Here is a 20,053-nt window from a genome sequence, read left to right on the forward strand (position 1 = left end):
CATGGCGATTCCACCTGGGTGACGATCCGCACTGGGCCGATGCGAGCGTGGACGACAGCGGCTGGGAAACGATGGACTTGAGCGCACCGGCAAGCAGCCATGATGGCGATGTCGGCCTGCCGAACTATGTCGGGGGATGGATGGCGCACGGCCACCCCGGTTATCAAGGGTATGCATGGTATCGGCGCACAGTGACGGTGCCGACTGGAAACCGTGCATGGGATATTCTGGGGCCTACCGCTGTCGACGATGGTTACGAGTTGTATTGGAACGGCAGGCGTCTGGGTGGATCGGGCCGGCTTGGCGCATCCCCTAGAGTTGTCGGCACGCGACCGATGATCTTTGCGCTTCCCGCCGATGCGGCCGGTACCCGTGCGGTGCTCGCCATCCGCGCTTTCATGCAGCCGGGCAACGACGCCAGCGCCGATGGCGGCGGTGTCCACGTTGCGCCGACACTGGCGCCGCGCCCGGAGAGTCACGCGCTATACCAGGTGCAATGGTGGCGCTCGATCGCTGGCTATATCGTCGAAGTGGTCGAGCCCATCACCATGTTTGCGCTGATCGGTTTGGCGCTGGTCATTCGACCGCGCAGCAGCCACCCGAGCTTCATTGCGATGGCCTGCATGGCGCTTGCGCTTTCGGCGCTGAAGCGCGTCGACAATGCGATTGTCTCGTGGACCGATCTGATGAGCCTGCCCACCTACGCCTGGTTATCAAAAGTAATCTGGATGCCGCTCAGCCTTGCCGCCTGGGCGCTTGCATGGAACCGTTGGTGTGCGCGTTCCTCGCGAGCCATCGATGGGGTCGCCCTGCTACTTACCGTGATTGGTGTGGTCGGTGGTGCAATGCAGATCATGGCGATGACTCATGCCTTTCGGTTCGGCTTACTCGTACTATTCGCACTGATTGCCGTGCGAATGGCTCGCGCTGGCTCGATGCGTATCATGGCGCTCACCACGATGGCATGGATCCTGGTGGCGCAATTTGCCGGCGAGCTAGGCTCGGTCGGCATCCCAACCATCTGGTTTCCGTTTGGCATCGGCGTAACGCTTACGCAGTACGCCTATGCAGTCGCCGTACCGCTCCTGGGCATCTTGATCATGCGAACCTTGCAGTCGAAGAGCGCATGATGATCAGGGGTGCGCCTCTCGGGCGGGTATCCGCGGCACTCAGTGCGAGCTGATTGATGTGTGCCGTCTCTCATGAGCTGAGCTTCATCGTGCATCGCGCCGCACTTGTGTGTGACGTAATCGTCACTTGCGTGCTTCAACACTAAGGCATATTTCCCACGCGACATGGCTGGATAGCCTGGTTTCCGAAGTGGAGATGCCTTGCGCGATGGGTCGCAACGACTTAGCCATACGCGATGTTCAAGGAGTGGAGATTGGGGAAGTCATAGGCTATTAGCCGTGGCGTCAGGCGCAATTTAACTCAAACAGGAGTGAGCTTATGAAACGATTCGTCGCAACCCTGGGTTTTGCTTTCCTGGCTTTGACTACATTTTCTGCGATCGCGCAAACCGGAACGGTTCAAGCATCTTCAAACTTTGTTGACATACCATACAGTAGCCCCACAGGCACGGTTGAAGTAAAGATCACCGCGAGTCGGCCTGCTTATCCATTTTTTTATGTATGCCTTTATGCTTCAGTCAATACCCTTATCCGCAATCCACGCACTGATCAGTTCATCGGCTGCTCCGAATGGGGGTCCGCTGATTATTTTATTGGAGTGGATTCATCGCTAACGGTGGATAACGCCTATTATTTCTATGCGATGGAGCAAGACGACGTATATCAAGGGGCGCCGGGAACCGTTGTGCAGACTGACAGTAGGCCGGGAACGGTTGCCGCAAGAAGGCCCATCAACTTAAGCATAAGCCCCAACCCGGCAACCATACCTCCCGGGGCGCCATCTACGACAGTAACCATTTCGCAAAATCCGTCATCAACCTACTCTGCTGCCAATGTCTCCTGGTATGGGGTAAATAATTTGCCGCCTTATACTGGCAAAATATGGTGCCTGGGTACGCCGTCCGTTCTCTATACGACAACGGCTAATGTAGGAAGCGGCGAGAGGTCCACGCTCTACGTGGCGCCGTATGACGGATGTACCGCGGGAACCAGCGTCCCATCGCTGCCCGCCGTGATTTTAAACGAGGTTTCGTTTTCTACGACGAACTAGGCACGCCAACGGCTTATGGCAGGATGCTCGATTAATCTCGGGCATTCTGCCGTGGGTTAATGTCATGCATTCGCCGGAATGAGTTGTCAGTCGCCAGGCAGTTCAAGACTGTGCTCGGTCGGCTCTGGCGTAACGCCCAGCACCTTGAGGTGCCTGGAGCCTTCGAAGCGATGCCAGCAGTTTTGCGGCACCACGACGAGCTCCCCCGTGTTGAGGCTGATCCGCTGCTGTTCGCCGTTTACAAGAAACACAAGGGTCGTGCTGCCTTCGATGGACATCACGATCTCGTCTCCTCCCGGGTGACGTTCCCATTCGGTATTGCCGGAATAGTAGCCAACAGAGATGGCTCCGTTCCGGTACGGCGCAACTTTCAGGAACGCCAGCTCGCTCCCGCCATTGAACGCCATCTCAGGGGTCCGCTCGGCTAGATAGGTAAGCCGCTTCAGGGTGTCGGCTAAGGATTTCTTTTCTATCACGCCCTCCCCCTTTCGATGTCTCATTAAAATGTAGACCGCGCAAAGCCAGGCGTAGCGGGCGACCTAAAGTAAGCGCGCCTGCGCTTGAACCCTCCAGATATCGTAGGTTATCGCTGCCGCAGCTCCTCCAGGCTGCTTAAAATCGTCAGACGGACGAATAATCCACCCAAGCAGGCCAGCCTTCACCGAGGCTGGCACCTCGGCGTATTCCGCATCGCACAACTGAAGCACATCGATCCAGCCCCTTCCCCGGCGCCCCATTCTTCATCGCGGATTCTCTGTGCTGTCTAGCCCGGAATCAGTGATATCTAGTACGGCGTAAAAGGTTGCGAATAACCTAAGCTATTGCGCCCTTGTTCGTTAGCCAGTTAATTATATAGAGCAAAATCGCCCTGGATAGATCGAGATAATTATTGCAAGCAGCGTCTGTAATCATGTCGCAATATGATGCGCGCACTCTGAAAATCGACCTATCCATTAATTATTAAAAAATATAAATACACAGAATTTTCATTTTCTTCACGCTCAATCTGTAATGGTCGGCGGGTGATTGGGGGCTAGCCACGCATTTTGTAGTTAGGTAATCTCTGGCCCACATCCCTGGATATCTCTCCAGACAAGCGACCGAATTATAGCTACGCAGAAGCAAGTCCCTGGCTTGCAGAATAGCCCGGGAGTGCTGGCCATTCGTCATGGAATGTACGATTGTCAGTTCGCAACAGGGGGCAAGATGCTTAGATATGAGTAATTCGTACCGCGCCTATGCGTATGCATGGCGCGCATAGTCCGTTGACCTAGAGCAAGGCGCATCGCCCAAGGTGATGCCGACCGCCCCTGCAGGGGCGGCATGGTTGCATGTGCGCGCGATCTTGCTCGCGGACGGACCACATACGCAGCGCAGCGGCTGCCCTATCGTCTTGCGGAATACCGCAGGGTGGCGTGTTGGCGCTGTTGGAGATTAATGCTCCATTAGGCATCTGGCTAGATACGAAGGCCATTAATTGGCATTTAAAGTAAATGACGGATTTAACCGAATCCGATAACTCGTAACACGTGCTGTAACTATTTTTCAGCCATGTTCGAGTCCACGGATGCAGGCCCACCGAAGCGTTACTTCATTCAACAGGAGCTGCTATGAACGCCCAAGTTAAAGTTACCGATTTCGAAGCCGGCCAGAGCGTCAATACCAAGCTGACGCCCAATTCCAACTGCATCACCAGCGCCAGCGGCGACGATAATGACGATACCCAGCTGGCCTTCCAGTATGACAACAACATCACGTACTGGAGCCCGGCTATTTCTTCGAGCAGCGGTGATGCCATCAACGATCGCGACCGTGGCAACACCGTCGTTCGTTTCCTCAAGGGCCTGACGGTCTCTTACCTGGCCCAGTCCGGCGGCCTTTACACCGTCGTCCTTGACGGCGAAATCAAGGACAGCGGCACCACCTACGTCATGACCGGCAAGACGCTCGGCACGTTCAAGAGTCGCAAGCCGGCGAAGCGCTAACCGCCGAGTGAGCAAGCAAACCGTCTGGAGGATCGCGGGGCTCGCCCTCCTCCTGGCGGGTTGCACGCGCGAGGCGCCGGCCTGTCTGCCGACGTCGCAGTCGGCTGCGGCCGCGCCACACACCAACACCCTGGACTACACGGTCTGGATCACCCCGGAAATACGCAGCGACACGCATGTCCAGGAAGACACCCAATCAGCCCAGGTCACCTTCGTCAGTGGCAGCCAGGTCATGCTGACGATTGCGCTGTCGCAGGGTGCCAACAGCGCGATTGTCGATCGCGGTGCCGCCGTGGGCACTGCGCGCATCGATCCGGGCCTGCGACTGGATTTCCAGATCGCCACGCCGCTGCAACGCGGCGCCGTCTATCTCGACGGGCACTTCGCCTCCTCGAATCTTCCGAAGGTTCACTACCAGGGCGCGCTGGCGACCTGGAGCGCGCCACCGCAACCGCCCCTGACCGCGACGAAGGAATAAGCATGCCAAGCACGGTGGAATACCAGCAAATCGGCGGCACTGCGGTGTACGAAATACCCGCCGCAAGCCAGGTCGCCGGTTGGGCCGGTTATGTTCTGAAAGGCAAGGCCTTGCCTACCGAGATCGGCTTCAAGGCCGCCTTCGACAACCAGTCCGGAAGCTTTCTTTTCGCGGCCACCCGGCCCGCGGCGCTGGACAGCGATCCGGCAACGTTCGCCGACAACGCGCTGAAATATTTCGCCGACAACGCACCCAACGGACGCGGCGTGGCGTGGCTGGCCAGCTCGTCGCCCACGGTGTTCGGCGGGTTTGGCCAATTCGGGTTCTCCTTCGTGTGGGACCCCATCCTGAAGCTGTACCAGCTGACCTCGAACCTCAACGCCGCGCTCGGCTCGTCGCTCATTTTCTTCGCGCTGCGCAATCTGTACATCCGCGCCGACGAAGCCAGTGCCTCATTGGTGATTTCGATCAAGCGCGGGTCGCAGGAACTGATCGGCTTCCAGAGTGGCCTGCGCCCGGTCGGCATCACCGTCAGTCCCGGCACCCAGCAGGAGGCCCGTATCCCGACGACCGGGCCCAATGCCGGCAGTTTTCTGTTCGCCGCCGAGATCGTGCCGTCTATCGCTTTCGCGTCCTCGGTGCTTCCGGTCGGCTGCACTTATGTCGTGCGGGCTACGCAAGGCGACGGCGCCGATACGCGCATTAACTATCCGATCTTTGGCAAGCTGCCCGACAAGCTGTTGACCAACGGCGTGGTCGATCCCAGCGACCCGTTCAATCGAGCGATCGGCGCCACCGCACTGGCGGCCGGCGCGCTGCGCACCGCCTTTGGCCTGCGTCCGTCGGTGGCGCTCGCCAGTCAGTTCCGTACCGCGCAAGGCCATGCGCTCGACCTGCTGCCGCTCGGCGGCGACCCAACGGTGATTGCCTTGCCGCTGGCGGCGGGCGCGCTGGCGCTGGCCTCGGCCTCGCCGATCGATACCGCCACCAAGGATTGCGCTGCTTATCTCGCGCCCGCCGGCGAGTTCGGCCTGATTGCGGGTGACGCCGAGAGCGCCGAGGACCTGCTCTGCGGCCTGTTCGGCTCCGAGCGGCTGACCTTCCGCTCGTCGGTCGCCGGCGGGGCGCGCGGCAACACCATGCGCTGGCTGCCGTCGCAGCCCGGCTACGCACCGGTGTTTCCTTTTCTTACCGCCGATCTCGACAATCCATCCAGCGGCTGCGTCAAACCGCGCCTCGATCCGCGCTATCTCACTTCGTGGATGACCCTGGCCGGCACACCACCGGCCGGATATCACGCCGAGCCCGAGGGCTCACCGCTCTACGGTTCGCCCAGTGCCGATGGCCTGCTCAGCGCCACGCCACCCTCGGCCAAGATCTCCGGCGACCCGGCGCACAGCTTTCCACTGGTGCCCTATGCCGGCGTGAGTACCAGCGCAGGCGTCACCCACGAGCTGATCACCGGCATGGAAAGCGAGATCATCTCGCCGACTCGGCGCACACTGATCAACGCAGGCGCCACGCCCACCTGGCAACGGCGCGCTGCCGCCCAGCTGGTCGACCTGGAGCAGACCACGACCAGCACCACGCCACAGGGCTCGCTGGTCGTCATCGATCCCGCCTCGGGCGCCTATCAGCAAGTTCTGCTGGCTCAGTCGCAGCCGGTCGGTGGTCAGCTCCTGCCGTTTGCGTTCGAGCATCCAACCATCGAGGTGCAGCAGGCACTGCAGACCAATCAACTATTCATCGTGGCGGTCAATCCCGAGCCCTTCGACCGCCCCGGCGGGCCTACGCCAGCAGTGTTCGCCAACGTCGCCGATATCGCCGGCTGGACCATGACCGCGCATGTCGGTCGCGGCGCCACGCCCACGGCCTATAAGAACGTAATGATCATGAAGTACTGCGCCGGCAGCCTGGCTGAGCGGGTGACCAATCCCAACCGCTGGACCGATCCGGAAGTGTTCTCGCTGTTGCCGGAGGCGAATTTCTCCGTCTCCGGACGCGCGCCGGACACGGCCCGCTGCCTGGGCTCCAGGCGCGCCGGCGGCTCTTGCAAGGAGAACGATGCACTGGCCTATACCGGCCTCTCGCAATGGCTGCAGGACTATATCGCCGACGCCATCGCGCTGGCCGATGGCAACAGTTCGGCCGCGCCGTTCTATCAGCGCTTCAAGCAGATCGTTACCGATCCCAACTGGAATGGCGTGATCGTGCTGGCCGCCGATCTCGTCGCGGGCGATCTGCCGCCGCAGATTCAGGGCCTGGCCGCTGGTATCGACCTCACCCGGTTTGCCTCGCATCACTTCGGCTTCAATGCCAGCCGCGTCAAGGTCAACAACAAGCAGCTCAGCCTCGACGGGCCATCGAGCTGGTTCGGCCTGGTCGACTACAGCAACCTCGCCTATGGCCAGAACGTGCTGTCCGGCGCCTCGCCCGACTTACCCATACCCTTCCCTGTCAATGACGACTTCGGCTTCACCGTGCTCGAGCTGCGCAGCTTGTTCGAGAACAGCGCGCTGACCCGTTTCGAGAGTCGCATCCAGCTCACCTGCCGGCGGCTATTCGGCTCGCGCGTCAGCGCGGCCTACCGCAATGGCGAGGGCCTGCCGGAGACGGCGGTGGTGCTCACGGGCAGCTATATCGCCCAGGGCGACAGTGGCGCTTATGTGTTCGAGCAAACCACGCCAAGCATCTTCACCACCGACAGCAATGTGCTGAGCGCGGTAGCGTTCAACCGTGTGCAATTCAACACGCTGGGGCCGCGCGACAATGGTGCGACCATCGCCAGCCGCTTCCTGATCTGGGGCATGTTCGACTTCGTCCAGCTCAATGCCAGCGACGGCTCGCTACTCGACGTATTGTCGTTCGGCACCGCGCCCGGCACGCCGCCACCGCAGCTCGGCAGGGGGTTGGCGTTCTCCAATCTCACTATCGATATGAGCTTCCCGACCATCACGCCCAACGCCGTGTCGTTCGTGCTGGGCACCGCCAATCTCGCTTACGACGCCACCGCCAGCGAGTCGCGCGACGACTGCCTGTATCGCGGTTTCGCGCTGCAGCTCAAGAGCTTCGTCCAGGTCACCGATGCGCAGACGCCGGCGCAGCTCGGCTTTCTGCCGGTGTCCTCGCCGCTATCGCTCGAACGGCTGGCTGCGCCGTGGTATGGCGTGGTCTACGAGGTCACCCTTGGTGGCCCGGGCGCGCTGGCATCGAGTGCCGGCTTCAGTTCGAACCTGCTGATCGCGTGGTCGCCCAAGTCCACGGCCAGCGCCAGCACCCGTTCGCTATTCATCGGGCTGAGCCTGCCGGGCGCGGCACCGGGCGCCAAGCTATTCAGCGTGCAAGGCGTGTTCAAAATCGCGGTCGGCGCGATCGCGCTGTCGCGCCAGCAGGTGCCGGCCACCAACCAGGAGCCGCCACCGCCGCCGCGTCACTACTACTGCCTCAGCCTCAACGACATCGCGCTGAAGATCTTCGGCATCGCCAAGCTGCCGCCCAGCGCGACCATCCGCTTCTTCTTGTTCGGCGACCCGGACCGGGCCGGCAGTCTGGGCTGGTATGCGGCGTATGTCGCCGACGACATCAAGTCCCTGTCCGCGTCGCCCAGCGAGCGCAAGTCAGCGGCAATCACCTCTATCGGCGAGGAGCGCCCATGACCCGCTGCCTGTTCTGGAACGTCGAGCATTTCGGCGAGAAACGCTTCTACAACGCATCCACCGACAACGATCCGGACGCAGGCATGACCTGGGCGCTGTCAGCGGCCGAGCGCACGGCGTTGCTCTACCGCGTGATCGAGGCGACCAATCCCGACATCATCGTGATCGTCGAAACCGTAGCGCAATCGACCAAGGGCAGCCGGATAGCGCAACGCATCACCGCCCCGGTGCAGCTGCTCAACTGGCTGCGCACCACAGCACCGACCGTGATCAGCCCTGAGTGGCGCATGGTGCCGCCACTGGTGCTGGCCGGCCAGCCCGGCAACGTGGGCCAGGAAGCGATCGCCGTGTTCTATCGCGGCACCACCGGCACCACCCAGCGCTTCTTCACCGGCCCGAACACCTGGCCGGGTGGTGTCGATGGTCCGTCAGTGCTGCCGGGCACACGCCCGGCGGCAGCCTACGGCACCAACAAGCGGCTGGGCCAGAACGTAGATCTCAACGCCTTCCTGGTGCCGCCGACCACCGCCGCCCGCACCATTCCCGCCGGCGCCCTGCACAATGCCACGCTCGCCGAAAACACAGTGGCCGCGCGCATCCAGCTGCGCGTACTGACGGCCGGCTCGGCCGGCGCCAATCTAGACTTCGGCATAGCGCGGCCACCCTTTATGGTCAGCTTCACCGAACAGGCCAGCGGCGGCGCGCTGCGCGACATCACCGTGTTCGGCGTGCATGCGCCGGCGAATGCACCGGGCGCGGCAGCGTTCATTACCGACATGTCGACCGCCTTCGACATCGTCGGCCCCCTGGGTGCTCATGAAACCCGCCTCGTCGGCGGCGACTTCAACGCCAGCCTGCTGCAGGACGACGGCTCGCTCAGCACGGTGTTCGATCCGCTGACCGTGACCAACAACTATCGCCAGCTGCTACGCCCCAGTGCCGCCGCACCGGTGGGGGCAGCGCTCGAGGCATGGAAGGGTTATTTCGGCACCCATATCAACCCGCTCGACGATCCGCCGCTGGTCCGCAACCAGCAGACCTCGCGCTTCTTGTGGTCCGATGGCGATACGGCCTCGTATTACCCACCGTATCGCTACCAGTCCGCGCTTTACTACTCGATCGACAACGTGCTGGTGTGGCCGCTGGACAACGGCCGCAATTACCAGACGACGATCATGAACACGGTGCTCTCCTCGCCGCTTTCGGCGGTCGCTCCGGTACCGGCAGGCGCCTCGGCCGGCACGGTGCCGATCGCCGCCGAGATCGCGCCGATCGTGCCGTTCGTATGGCCGCAGGCGCCGGACGCCGCTGATTACGATGCCGGCAACGCTGCCATGCTGCTCGCCTGGCAACGCTACGGTCATATCGTCAGCACCAGTGATCACTTTGCGCTGTTCACCGACGTTTAGGGGATATCTCGATGGCCAGCACTGCGATCCAGAATTTACAGGCGGCCTTGAAGGCCAGCGTCGACGCAGCGGCGGCGTTCGCGCTCGACGCCGCCTACCTGACCGCCGGCATGGCGGACCCCGCCGTGCAGGTACCCAAGTCGTATGACGACGACCTCGCCAAGGCCTTCCAGGTAAAGGCGGCGGCGGATTTCAAAGTCTCGGCCAAGCCCGGCAGCGTCGGCCCGGTCGCCAACGACAGCTTTCTCGTCCAGGGTGTCAGCCTGCCCTTTATCGGCGTGGCCCTTGACGGTACCGGCAAACTCACCTTCTCGCTGTCCGCCGATGGCGCCACACTGGTCGTCGCGATCGAGAGCAAGCCGGCCGGCTGGACCTGGACTACCTCGTTCCCGCGGATGACAGACTGGCAGTTCAAGGTGCTGCCAGTGAGCTCGGCCACCTTCACCTTTCTCAGTTCGAACGGCCCGCGCCAGAACGCGGCCATCGCCTGCGGCGTGCCGCCCTCGGCGACACCGCTGTTCACCCTGTTCGATCCCATCATCAAACCGCCGGCCCTGGTCACCCTGCGTGGCGACCTGGACCTGTCTACGTATAACAATCGGACCGTGCTATTCCCCAGCGGCAATCTGCGCGGCTCGGTGAGCGACAACAGCTTTTCGCTGATCTACCTGCAGGTGAGCAAGCCGGCGATCGCCCTCGCCCTGCCGCCGCCGGCGAACCCGCAGGGTAAGGAGATCGCCGATACCCAGCAGACAGCGCAGCTATCCATTTCGGCGGAGCTTGCACTGGACGGCCAGCCCTCGGCCTTCCTGCTCGAAGTGGCGCTGCCGCAGCAGGCCGATGGCCGGGTGCCGTTTCATATCTCGCTGCGCGCGATCACCGGCGGTCCGCAGCTCACGCCGTCGAGCATGCTGGCGCTGGCGGGTGGCGCGCAGAGCGGCGGCCGCAGCTATCTCTCTTCGGTACCGCCGGTGCTGCAGCAATTCATGACCTCGGTAAGCCTGCGCGGACTGGCGCTGGCCGGCATCGTCGGCACACCACCGAAAATGTCGCGCATCGGGCTGCAGATCGGCAGCGTGCCGGGCATGACCTGGACACCGCTGCCCGACGCGCCGCCCGGGCTCGATTTCACCTTCACTTCGTTTGCGCTCGACTGGTCGTTGATCGATCCGTTCAATGCGGCCACCCGCCAGCAAGCCTTCCAGTTTTCCACCCAGTTCACGCTGGCGCCGAAAATCTTTAAAGGTAAGACGCCGGCCAGCAACGGCCTGTTCACCGTGAGCTTCGGCTCCGACCTGCAATTCGATGCCAGCTTCGTCGGCACCGCCGCGCTGCGCGACTTCGTCGATGTGCTGTCAGGTGGCGCGATCACCCTGCCCGATGGCGTCGACGCCAGCGTGTCGGACATCACCGCCACGGTGGACTACCCCGAGCGCAGTTTCAGCTTCGGCAGTGGTTTTGATGTCCAGGTCAGCTTCCTCGAAGTCGGCGGCAAGCCCATTCTGGCGATATCCAATGGCCGCGTCGCCCTGGCCGCGATGACGCCGACGCAAGGCGATGCGCAGAACAACAACGGCGACAAGACGCAGTGGCAAGCCAGCATCGGCGGCACGCTGGCGGTCGGCCCGCTGGGCGCTAACGTGCTGGTGGCCTATGACGGTTTCGCGGATCCGGCGAACTGGCTGCTGAAGGCTCAGCTCGCGCAGCCGGTCGATATCGGCGCGGTGATCCAGCAGTTCTTCGACCCCTACGGCAGCTACGACTTCCCCAACTTCCTGCCCGGCACCTTGCTGCTGAAGACCTTCGATATCACCGCGCGGCTGGCCAGCAAGGGCGGCAAGCCGCCGACGACGTATGCGATCGACACCACGTTCTCCTGGCTGTTCGATCTCGGCGAGCAGAAGGTCGGCATCGATCCGGCGCATCTGATGATCGCCTACGACGGCGCCAAGCCGGCGAACCAGCAGTTCTCCGGCCTGGCCGAAGGCACCTGGGTCTATACCGCGATCAACCTCGAACTGAAGATGGGCTATCAGTTCCAGCCGACCGCGCAAGGCCCCAACGAAAGCTTGTATGTCGAATGGGAAGGCTTCCGCGCCACCTACGAGACCGGCAAGGAACAGCTCACCTTTTCGCTCAAGGGCTGGACCGTCGGCACGCTGATCCAGGCGCTGGTGCGCACGCTCGGCGACCCGTACTTCACCCTGTCCTCGCCCTGGGATCTGCTTAACCAGATATCGCTAGACGGCCTGAGCCTGATCGTGTCGCTGAAGTCCGGCGTCAAGAACCGGCTGTCGGCTTCATACACACTGTCCAGTCCGCTCAATCTCGGCTTTATCGTGATCAAGGGCCTGATCTTCCGCCGCGACACCGACGGCAAGGTCACGCTGGCGATCGACGGCACCGTGCCGGGACCGCTGCAAGGGACGATGGGCGACCTGCTCGATCCGGCCAAGGGCCAGGACGTGCAGAACATGCCGTCGGTGCCCGGCACCGGCGAGGAATACTTCAAGCTGTATCTGCTTGCGCTGGGCCAGCGCATCGGCATTACCGGCTACCAGACGTTTGCGACCACGCAAGAGGCGATCCTCGCGCTCGAAGGCGTGCCCAACACGATCAGCAAGCAGAATCCGGTCAACCCCACCGCCAATAAGGGCTCGGCCCAGAACGGCGTGCCCTATTACGAGCCGGCCAACCACTGGCTGATCGCCGGTCATCTGGGGGTGCTGAAGATCGCCGGCGTGTGGACGGTAGACGTCAAGCTGGTCTTCAACGATCCGAATCTCTACGGCTTGCGCCTGGCGCTCGCCGGCGCGCGCGCCGGCGGACTGGCCGGCCTCATCATCGACATCCTGTACAAAAAGATCACCGACGATATCGGTCTGTTCCAGCTCGAATTCACCTTCCCCGATTCGATCCGCAACCTCAACTTTGGCGCGGTCTCGGTGGTGCTGCCGCAGATCGGTATCCAGATCTATACCAACGGCGATTTCCTGATCGATATCGGCTTTCCGTACAACCTGGATTTCCGGCGTTCGTTCTCGATCTCCGCAATCGTCTACGGCGTGCCGGTGCTTGGTGCCGGTGGCCTGTACTTCGGCAAACTCAGCGGCGCCACCGCAACCCAGGTCCCACGCACCGAACTGGGCACGTTCAATCCGGTGATCGTGTTCGGCCTCGGGCTGCAGCTCGGTCTTGGCTACAACTTCGTCAAGGGTCCGCTGCAGGCGGGTTTCGCGCTGACCGTGTTCGGCATCATCGAAGGCGTGATCGCGGCCTGGCATCCGTACCAACCAGCGCGATCCGCCGGCCGCGACCTCGCCCTTGCCGGCCAGGGCAGCCTGCAGGACGAGTACTACTTCAAGCTCAGCGGCACGGTCGGCATCATCGGCCTGCTGTACGGCAAGGTCGACTTCGCCATCATCCAGGCCTCGGTCAACGTCAACATCACGCTGTCGCTGAAGATCACCTACGAGTCCTACCGCGCGATCCCGCTTGTCGCCACCGCACGGGTGGACATCAGCCTGAAGGTGAAGATCAACCTCGGCCTGTTCTCCATCTCGATTTCGTTGTCGTTCGCCATGACCGTCACGGCCAGTTTCGTGATCGGCTCTGACGGCACCGCGCCATGGGATAGCCCCAAACTGGCCGCGGCCTCGCACGCGCGTCGGCGGCAGCTGCTGACCGAGGGCCCGGCCGCGATCCGTGCCCGCGCCCGCCAGCTACGGCTGCAGCCGCGCCGTTTGGCCGCCCATCTGGCCGCGGCGCTGGACAAGCCGACGCTGCACCTGGTCACGGCGCCGCAGTACACCGTGCTCGCCGCGGAGAAAGCGACCGATCCGTCGACCCAGCAAGGCGCCTTCGTCTTCCTGTTCGCCATGGATGCGCCCTCGGTCGATGGTGCCGCCTCCGGCCAGACCTCGTTCGATATCCTGTGCAATGCCTACTTCCCCTGGCTGGTCGATGCCCTTGGCGGCGATCCGGCCAAACTCAGCCGCGCCGACCTGGAAACCTTTGTGGCCCGGCTGGCCGACCTGGAAACCCCGGCGCTGTCTACCGGCGATCTGCTCGGCTTTCTTGCCGACCACTTCACCCTGGACATCGCCACCACCCAGGCCAGCGACCAGCGCACGCGCGACGCGATGGCGGCCGGCGCGATGCTGTTCCCGGTATTCGACGGCCTGTCGCTGACCGTGCCCGACCCGAGCGGCGGCACCGGCACCAAGCCGATCCCGTTCGAAACCTATACCACCGCGACGCCGAGCTACCGGGCACAGGTATCGCGCACCTTCGCCGAAGTCGCGGTGCGGATCAGCGAAGAAGCCGATGCGCCGCAGTTGCGCGCCACCGGCGAGACCGCCGAGTCGCTCGCCTCGCTGGTCTTTGGCGACGCCTTCTCGATCATCGGCCGCCAGTTGCTGCAGGCCGCGCTCGACGCGCTCGATGCCTATGTCTACAAACTGAGCAACAGCGCCGCCTCGCCCGATTCGATCGGCTGGATCGTCGGCTGGGCGAACCAGCGCGGCAACGCACTGCTACCCGACGATATCGCCCTGCCCAACCAGGACCATCCGCTGACGGTCGCCACCAAGCTCACGCTGGCGGGCTTGAGCAGCACCATCCAGGCCGGCGATACGCTGCGCACGGTCGCCGGGCGTTATTCCGATGCCGCCAATCCGCCGCGTTGGAACACGTCGCCGTCGTCGCTGGTGACCGGCAATGGCGATGCGCGCGTGCTGCGCGCCGGCGTGCTGCTGAAGCTGACCGATGCCAGCCAGACCACCGTGGACTATGTCACTACGCCTGGCGATTCCTTCGCGGCGATCGCCAAGGCGCTGGGCATTACCCTCGATGCGCTGTCCACGCAGTCCAACCTGCTGGATGCCGCCGACCTGCTGGCACCCGCCGCGGCGCTGGCGATTCCCTCGTTCGCCTACACCTGCGCCAGCGGCGATACGCTGGCCGGTATCGCGGCACGGTTCGCCACCAGCGTGCCGGCACTCGCCGACAGCAACCTGCAAGTCGCCGGGCTGTTCGCGCTCGATGCCAATGGCGGCACCCTCTCGCTGGCCAACCTCAGCATGTTGCCGGCCAGCGATCTGTGGTCGGCGATCCAGGCCACCGACCAGGTGGCGATGACCGCCGGCATGGTGTCGCGCTTCCTGATGTTCGGCCTGCGCCTGCCCAGCGGCGACGGCCTGAGCCTGTCGGACCGCTTCCTCTATCCGACCAAGCAAGCCGGCTACGGCCTGTACCAGCTGACCGGCCAGCAGTTTCCGACGCCGTCGTCGCTGGGCGCCGACGCTGGCTACGCGATCGAGATCGCGCGCGCGGATCAGTCGCACAAGGTGCCGCTGGACTTCGTGCAGTTCAATGGTGCGCCCGGCAAACAGGCTGAAGTGGAGCTGACCTCGGCGTGGAGCCTGCTCGACATCGTGGTGAGCTGGGCCAAGACCGGCGCCTTTCAGCCGGCGCCGAGCTTTCAGGCCTTGCCATTGGCCGACGTGGCGGCACGTGCCATCGCGCTGGGCAATCCCGCGCTGTGGTCTACCTCGGATCGTGCCGCGCTGGGTCGCGTTACCGACCGCGGCCAGGGTCCAGGCAACCCGCTGGCCCAGCCTACCTGGTGGTCGCTGCCCAGCGGTTTCGTCGCCGAGACGGCGGCGCGCGAGTCGGCGCTGGTGCCGCTGTTCCCTGACCTGCGCGAGCTGATGTCGCGTATGCCGCGCTACGCGCCGATGCGCGTGGCCAACTCGGCATCCGGCACCGAAAGCGCCGCTACGGCGCTGACCAGCTTCGCCTGGGCCACTCGCATCGATGTGCAGATCAAGCGGATGCCGGCGCAATCGCTGGCCGATGCGCAGCCGCAGGGCGAAGGCTCGGTGCCTTCCGGCCCGGCGCTGGCACCCTCGTTGCCCAATGTCTACGAACTGGTCGCACCGGCTAGCGAAAGCGGTGCGCAGCTGGCCGGCATGATGCGCGCCTTGGCCGTGTTCGGGCCGTCGCTGACATCAAGCGTGTCGCTGCTTTACAGCCAGGCCACGGGAGCCGCCGCCGCGTCTGGCGATGCGCTCGAGCTGATCTCGCTCGGCGCCGCCGAGTTCCTGTCCTTTGTGACCCAGACCAACCTCTCCACCGAAGCCAATCCAGTCACGGCGGCCCTGGCCGCGCGGCTGGGTGCCGAGCAGCCGCACGGCATCGCCAATGCGCCGGCCGAGCTGGCTCGCCTGCTGTGGGAACTGTCGGTGGTGCGCAACGGTGGTTACTACCTGTATTACCGCGTGCTCGACGGCGATGCCGGCCTGCCCGCCGCACTGTTCGACGCCAACGGCACCGCCACGCTGAGCTTTGTTTTCAGTCTGGCCACCCAGGGCGCGGCCTCCATCGGCGAGACCCCGCTGGACTTCGTCAACGGCTTCGTCACTACCGACGACATCGACCGCCAGCGCGATATCGTCGAACTGGTCGCGCAAGTCGGCAGCAGCACCAGCAAACCGCTCGACGGCCAGGCTTCGCTGGCCGCGCTGGCGGCGACCTACGGCACCTCGCCAGGGCGTATCGCGACGGCCAATCCCACCGCCGTGGTGAACGCGGGTTCGCGGCTGACCATCGCCGGCATCGAGCGCCAGCTTGGCCCGGCCGACGTGGTCAATCCCGCCACTACGCTGGCGACGCTGGCGACGTATTACTCGCAAGGTGCGGCCAAGCCGATCACCGCGGCGGATATCGCCACGCTCAATCCCGGCGTCGCCGTCGCGCTCGGCGCGGTGTTCTATATCCCGACGGTGGAGTATGTGGTTGCGGCGAATGCGGCACCCGGACAGACACTGGATTCGATCTCACGCTACTACCGGCTCTCGCCCACCGCGCTCGCCGTGCTGGTCGCCGCCACACCCAGGCTGCTGGCTGCCGGCACGGTGCTGCAGCTGGATACCCAGGTGCTGGAACCGCGCACCACGATCGGACCGGCCAACGTCGGCATCTCGCTCGAGCGCGCCAACCTCGGCCAGCCAACGCTGCCGCCCAACCCGACGCCGGGCGACAAGGAAGCGTTCGCGCGCGTCTCGATGTATGCGTTGTACAACACGCTCTCGGCCGGCTTTGCCGCCAACGCCTATTTCACCGCCAGTCCACTCGGCCTGCCGTTCGGCCCGCAGAGCGATGCCGCCGCGGCGGCGCCGCAGCATCCGTTGCGCGCGGCCGCGCACCGACGCGACCGGCTCACCGCCGCGCTCGACGACGATTACCGTTATCGCCAGATGCTGGGCCTGGGCACCTTCGCCAAGGTCAATCCGGCGATCGATTTCGCCTACGCGCCGGCGGCGGACAATCCCTATATCGGCGTGGGCACGCCGGCACAGATCGCCATGCAATGGCAGGACTTGTTCGGCAATACCACCGTTACGCCGTTCACCGCGGTACCGCCCGGCTATACCGGCGCGATCAACGGCGAGGCGATTCCGGTGCGCTACCGTGACACCCTGGTCAACCCGTCAGGCTGGCCGCAGGCGTTGCTGTACTACAGCTACTCGGGCGATGCCGCCAACGCCAAGCTCGATATCGAACTGCAGCTCAGTACCCAGAACTACGTGGGCCAGCGCGACCAGGCGCAGCGCGACCTCGCGCTCTACCAGTTGGTTTACTACCAGCTGCATCAGGACTACACCAAGCAGAACGTGCCGAACCTCAGCGGCAACGCGGTCGGCATGCAGCTGACCAACTCGCTGCTGGCCCAGCCGTTGCGCACGCTAAGCGACACCGAGGCCGGCATGATCCGCGGCTTCGTCGCCGATTGCGTGGCCTATCTGGCGGCCGTCGCCGGCAATACCCAGCTGCCGGCGGCGCCGAAAGCGACGTTGAGCGTGCCGATCGATCCGGCCGGCCTGGCCGCCGGTGACCTGATCGAACTCGATCTCACGCTAAGCCTCGCCCGCCAGTCGCTGCTGGTCGATCCGGATATCGCCGCACTGCCGGGCGGTGTCAGCGTCGACTGTCCGCTGCTGCCCAAGCCGGATGGCGGCGAAAGCATCGCCTACACCGACTTCGCCAAACGTTTTGAGACGGTGTTCCAGACCGCGACCTGGCGCCTGCGTGTCGGCGAAGGCCTGCGCGCGCAAAGCAATGCCGGCGGCGGCAACAGCCGGCAACTGTGGGCCGTGCGCTTCGGCGCCAACGGCATCGCCTTCGATATCGGCGACGCGGCGAGCTACTACGCGCCACGGCCGATCGCGCGGGCGCTGGTCAATCGCTCGGCGACGCTGACCCAGTACCCGAGCGGGGAAAGCATCAGCTCGGCGTTTACCGGCGTGGATCAGAACCTGTGGTTCCAGGCCGTGCTCGATGCGGTCGACACCTTCCTGTCGGGACCGACCTCGACCTCGGTATACGTGCTCGACGAACTGCTCGGCGCCAGCGACCCGCTGGTCGATGGCTACCTCGGCAAGGTGCTGGCGGCCAAGCAGTCGCTGGCCGATTCGATCAGCGCGACGATGGCGCCGATTCTCTCCACCAGCGCGGACGATGCATCCTCGCTATGGGCCGCCCAGACCACCTTGCGGCAACAGTTGCTGGCCCAGCTGGGGCCGGCTTATGCCGCCGGCGCCACCCTGGTGTTCGGGCTGAATAACGTCACCGGCGGCAGCGGCCCCTTGCCGCCGCGCCTGTACGGCCAGCCGCGTGCGACCCTGGCAGCCAACTCCGCCAACGAGAACTACACGCTGTCGCCCGCGCGCCTGCCGCTGGGGCCGACCACGGTAGAGCAGAACACCTATGCACCGCGGCTGGCGTTCGCGCTGACCACCAAGAACGTCAGCGGTCAGGCCTATATCCCGCTCAACCTGGATTACCAGATCAGTCATATGGAATTCGGCCGCAGCGCCGTGCCGGGGATCGACGGCTATCTGCAGAGTCAATGGCTGGCCTTCGTCAGTGGCCCGATCGAGGTCGCGCTCGGCAGCGCTACCTCGAACGTCCCGGTGCTCAACCGCGCCCTGCCGGTGCCACCCTCGATGACCTTGCAGACCGGCGAAAAACGGTACCCGCAACCGGCCAGCGCCGACCAGCTGCCGCTGTGGACCTACCGTTTCAGCTACTCCGGCGACCAGGCCGCGCAGGATCTGGTGCACGTCACCATCGAGCTCAATGCGCCGCTCGACAATCTATTCGCACCGCGCTCCAACGCGCCCGACCTGTTCACCGCGCTGGCGCAGTTCGTGTCCAGCTACCCGGCGGTGTCCACCGACCTCGCCCTAAGCCTGCCGGCGATCGGCGCCGGCAGTGCCGACGAGGCAACCATCGAGCTGGCTCATCGAGCCGTCGCTGCCTTCCAGGAACAGGTCAGCGCGGTCGCCGCCGCGCTTGCCGCTGGCACACCGAAAGCGCAGATGCTGGCCTCGGGCGATGCACCGGCACGGATCGAGATCAGCATGAATACACGACTCGACCGCGCGGACGGCGACCAGGCGATGGCTGAAATCCTCGACCTGCAGATCAATGGCATCGCCGCGACCTGGAACGCGGCCGCCGGCACCATCTCCAATGGCACGATCGTACTGCCGGCTACCTGGATCGAGATCGCGCCGGACGTCTATCAGGCCGAACCGGTGTCGCCGCCGCCCGCCAATGTCGTGATCGCCTACCGCTATCGCGATACAGAGGGCAACTACCTGTCATTCGATGCCGCCCAGGCGATCCCGTCGCGAAGCGTCTCGATGCAGGGGCTCAACGTGCTGATGCATCAGCACGCCTGGTCGTCGTTGCTGGTGGAGCGCAATCGCATCCTCACGCCAGTGGCCGACATCACCCGCATCAAGACTCGCGACGACTTCGTTTTCCAGACACCGACGGTGCGCTTCGCCAATCCCTTGGTGCCGCGGCTGGACTACACGACGTTCTCGCTCGATGCCGTCGCGCCGGTCGGGGCCGGCGTCGCCGACGTGCTTGCCGCGTTCTATGCCGCCTTGTTCAGCGGTGGCGATGGCAAGATCGATAGCAGCGTGACGATGACCAGTGCCTACTCGTATCACTTGATCCCCGGCGTGCCGCGCACGGTCCTGCCCATCGGCATGCTGCCGCCGGCCGACGTGCCCGTCGTCCCCACGCCTCCGCCCGCGTTTGTGCCACCGTTCGCTGCATTGATCGACGATTGGCTGGCCACCCAGGATCCGACCAGAACGGGCGAGCCACAACTCAACTTCGCGCTCACGGTGTTTGCCACCACCGTCGCACGCCAGCCACTGCTGGTGGTGAATGATCTGGCGCGAACGGTACCGCCCTGAGCGTGCGCGCCGGCCCCGGACGTCTATTTATCCGGGGCCGGCGCCGCGCGAGGCTGGTCGGCCGAGG

At 64.1% G+C, this 20,053-nt stretch carries 8 protein-coding genes; 7 read left to right on the forward strand and 1 reads right to left on the reverse strand.

Annotation, left to right across the window (positions count from 1 at the left end; translation table 11 throughout):
- A partial coding sequence (locus OUZ52_RS01620; protein WP_266156558.1) for a glycoside hydrolase family 2 occupies positions 1-1,130 on the forward strand: 1,130 nt, incomplete at its 5' end.
- A gap of 319 nt (positions 1,131-1,449) precedes the next feature.
- Positions 1,450-2,181, forward strand: coding sequence for a hypothetical protein (locus OUZ52_RS01625; RefSeq protein ID WP_266156559.1), 732 nt, complete (start codon positions 1,450-1,452; stop codon positions 2,179-2,181).
- 86 nt (positions 2,182-2,267) lie between these two features.
- Here OUZ52_RS01625 and OUZ52_RS01630 read toward each other — a convergent pair whose 3' ends face one another.
- On the reverse strand, positions 2,268-2,657 hold the full coding sequence (locus tag OUZ52_RS01630; RefSeq protein WP_266156560.1) for a cupin domain-containing protein: 390 nt from the start codon (positions 2,655-2,657) through the stop codon (positions 2,268-2,270).
- Between the two features lie 1,134 nt (positions 2,658-3,791).
- On the opposite strand from OUZ52_RS01630, the gene OUZ52_RS01635 reads away from it, so the two are divergent.
- From OUZ52_RS01635 to OUZ52_RS01655, 5 genes are read left to right on the forward strand one after another with little or no spacing between them, the layout of a single operon-like run.
- Entirely contained in the window at positions 3,792-4,166 is a 375-nt protein-coding gene (locus OUZ52_RS01635) for a hypothetical protein (protein WP_266156561.1), read from the forward strand.
- 7 nt (positions 4,167-4,173) lie between these two features.
- Positions 4,174-4,644, forward strand: coding sequence for a hypothetical protein (locus OUZ52_RS01640; RefSeq protein WP_266156562.1), 471 nt, complete (start codon positions 4,174-4,176; stop codon positions 4,642-4,644).
- A gap of 2 nt (positions 4,645-4,646) precedes the next feature.
- On the forward strand, positions 4,647-8,300 hold the full coding sequence (locus tag OUZ52_RS01645) for a hypothetical protein (protein WP_266156563.1): 3,654 nt from the start codon (positions 4,647-4,649) through the stop codon (positions 8,298-8,300).
- A complete protein-coding gene (locus tag OUZ52_RS01650; protein WP_266156564.1) occupies positions 8,297-9,709 on the forward strand; it encodes a hypothetical protein in 1,413 nt (470 codons plus the stop codon). Before OUZ52_RS01645 ends, OUZ52_RS01650 begins: the two co-directional genes overlap by 4 nt.
- Positions 9,710-9,720: 11 nt before the next feature.
- A complete protein-coding gene (locus OUZ52_RS01655) occupies positions 9,721-19,986 on the forward strand; it encodes a lytic transglycosylase (protein WP_266156565.1) in 10,266 nt (3,421 codons plus the stop codon).
- The last annotated feature ends 67 nt before the right edge of the window (positions 19,987-20,053 follow it).

Source organism: Dyella silvatica (assembly GCF_026283955.1).
Lineage (GTDB): Bacteria > Pseudomonadota > Gammaproteobacteria > Xanthomonadales > Rhodanobacteraceae > Dyella_C > Dyella_C silvatica.

Bases quoted from the DNA above. Each gene is read 5' to 3' on its own strand.
- OUZ52_RS01645 (WP_266156563.1), top strand. From the start codon at position 4,647: ATGCCAAGCACGGTGGAATACCAGCAAATCGGCGGCACTGCGGTGTAC.
- OUZ52_RS01650 (WP_266156564.1), top strand. From the start codon at position 8,297: ATGACCCGCTGCCTGTTCTGGAACGTCGAGCATTTCGGCGAGAAACGC.
- OUZ52_RS01635 (WP_266156561.1), top strand. From the start codon at position 3,792: ATGAACGCCCAAGTTAAAGTTACCGATTTCGAAGCCGGCCAGAGCGTC.
- OUZ52_RS01625 (WP_266156559.1), top strand. From the start codon at position 1,450: ATGAAACGATTCGTCGCAACCCTGGGTTTTGCTTTCCTGGCTTTGACT.
- OUZ52_RS01655 (WP_266156565.1), top strand. From the start codon at position 9,721: ATGGCCAGCACTGCGATCCAGAATTTACAGGCGGCCTTGAAGGCCAGC.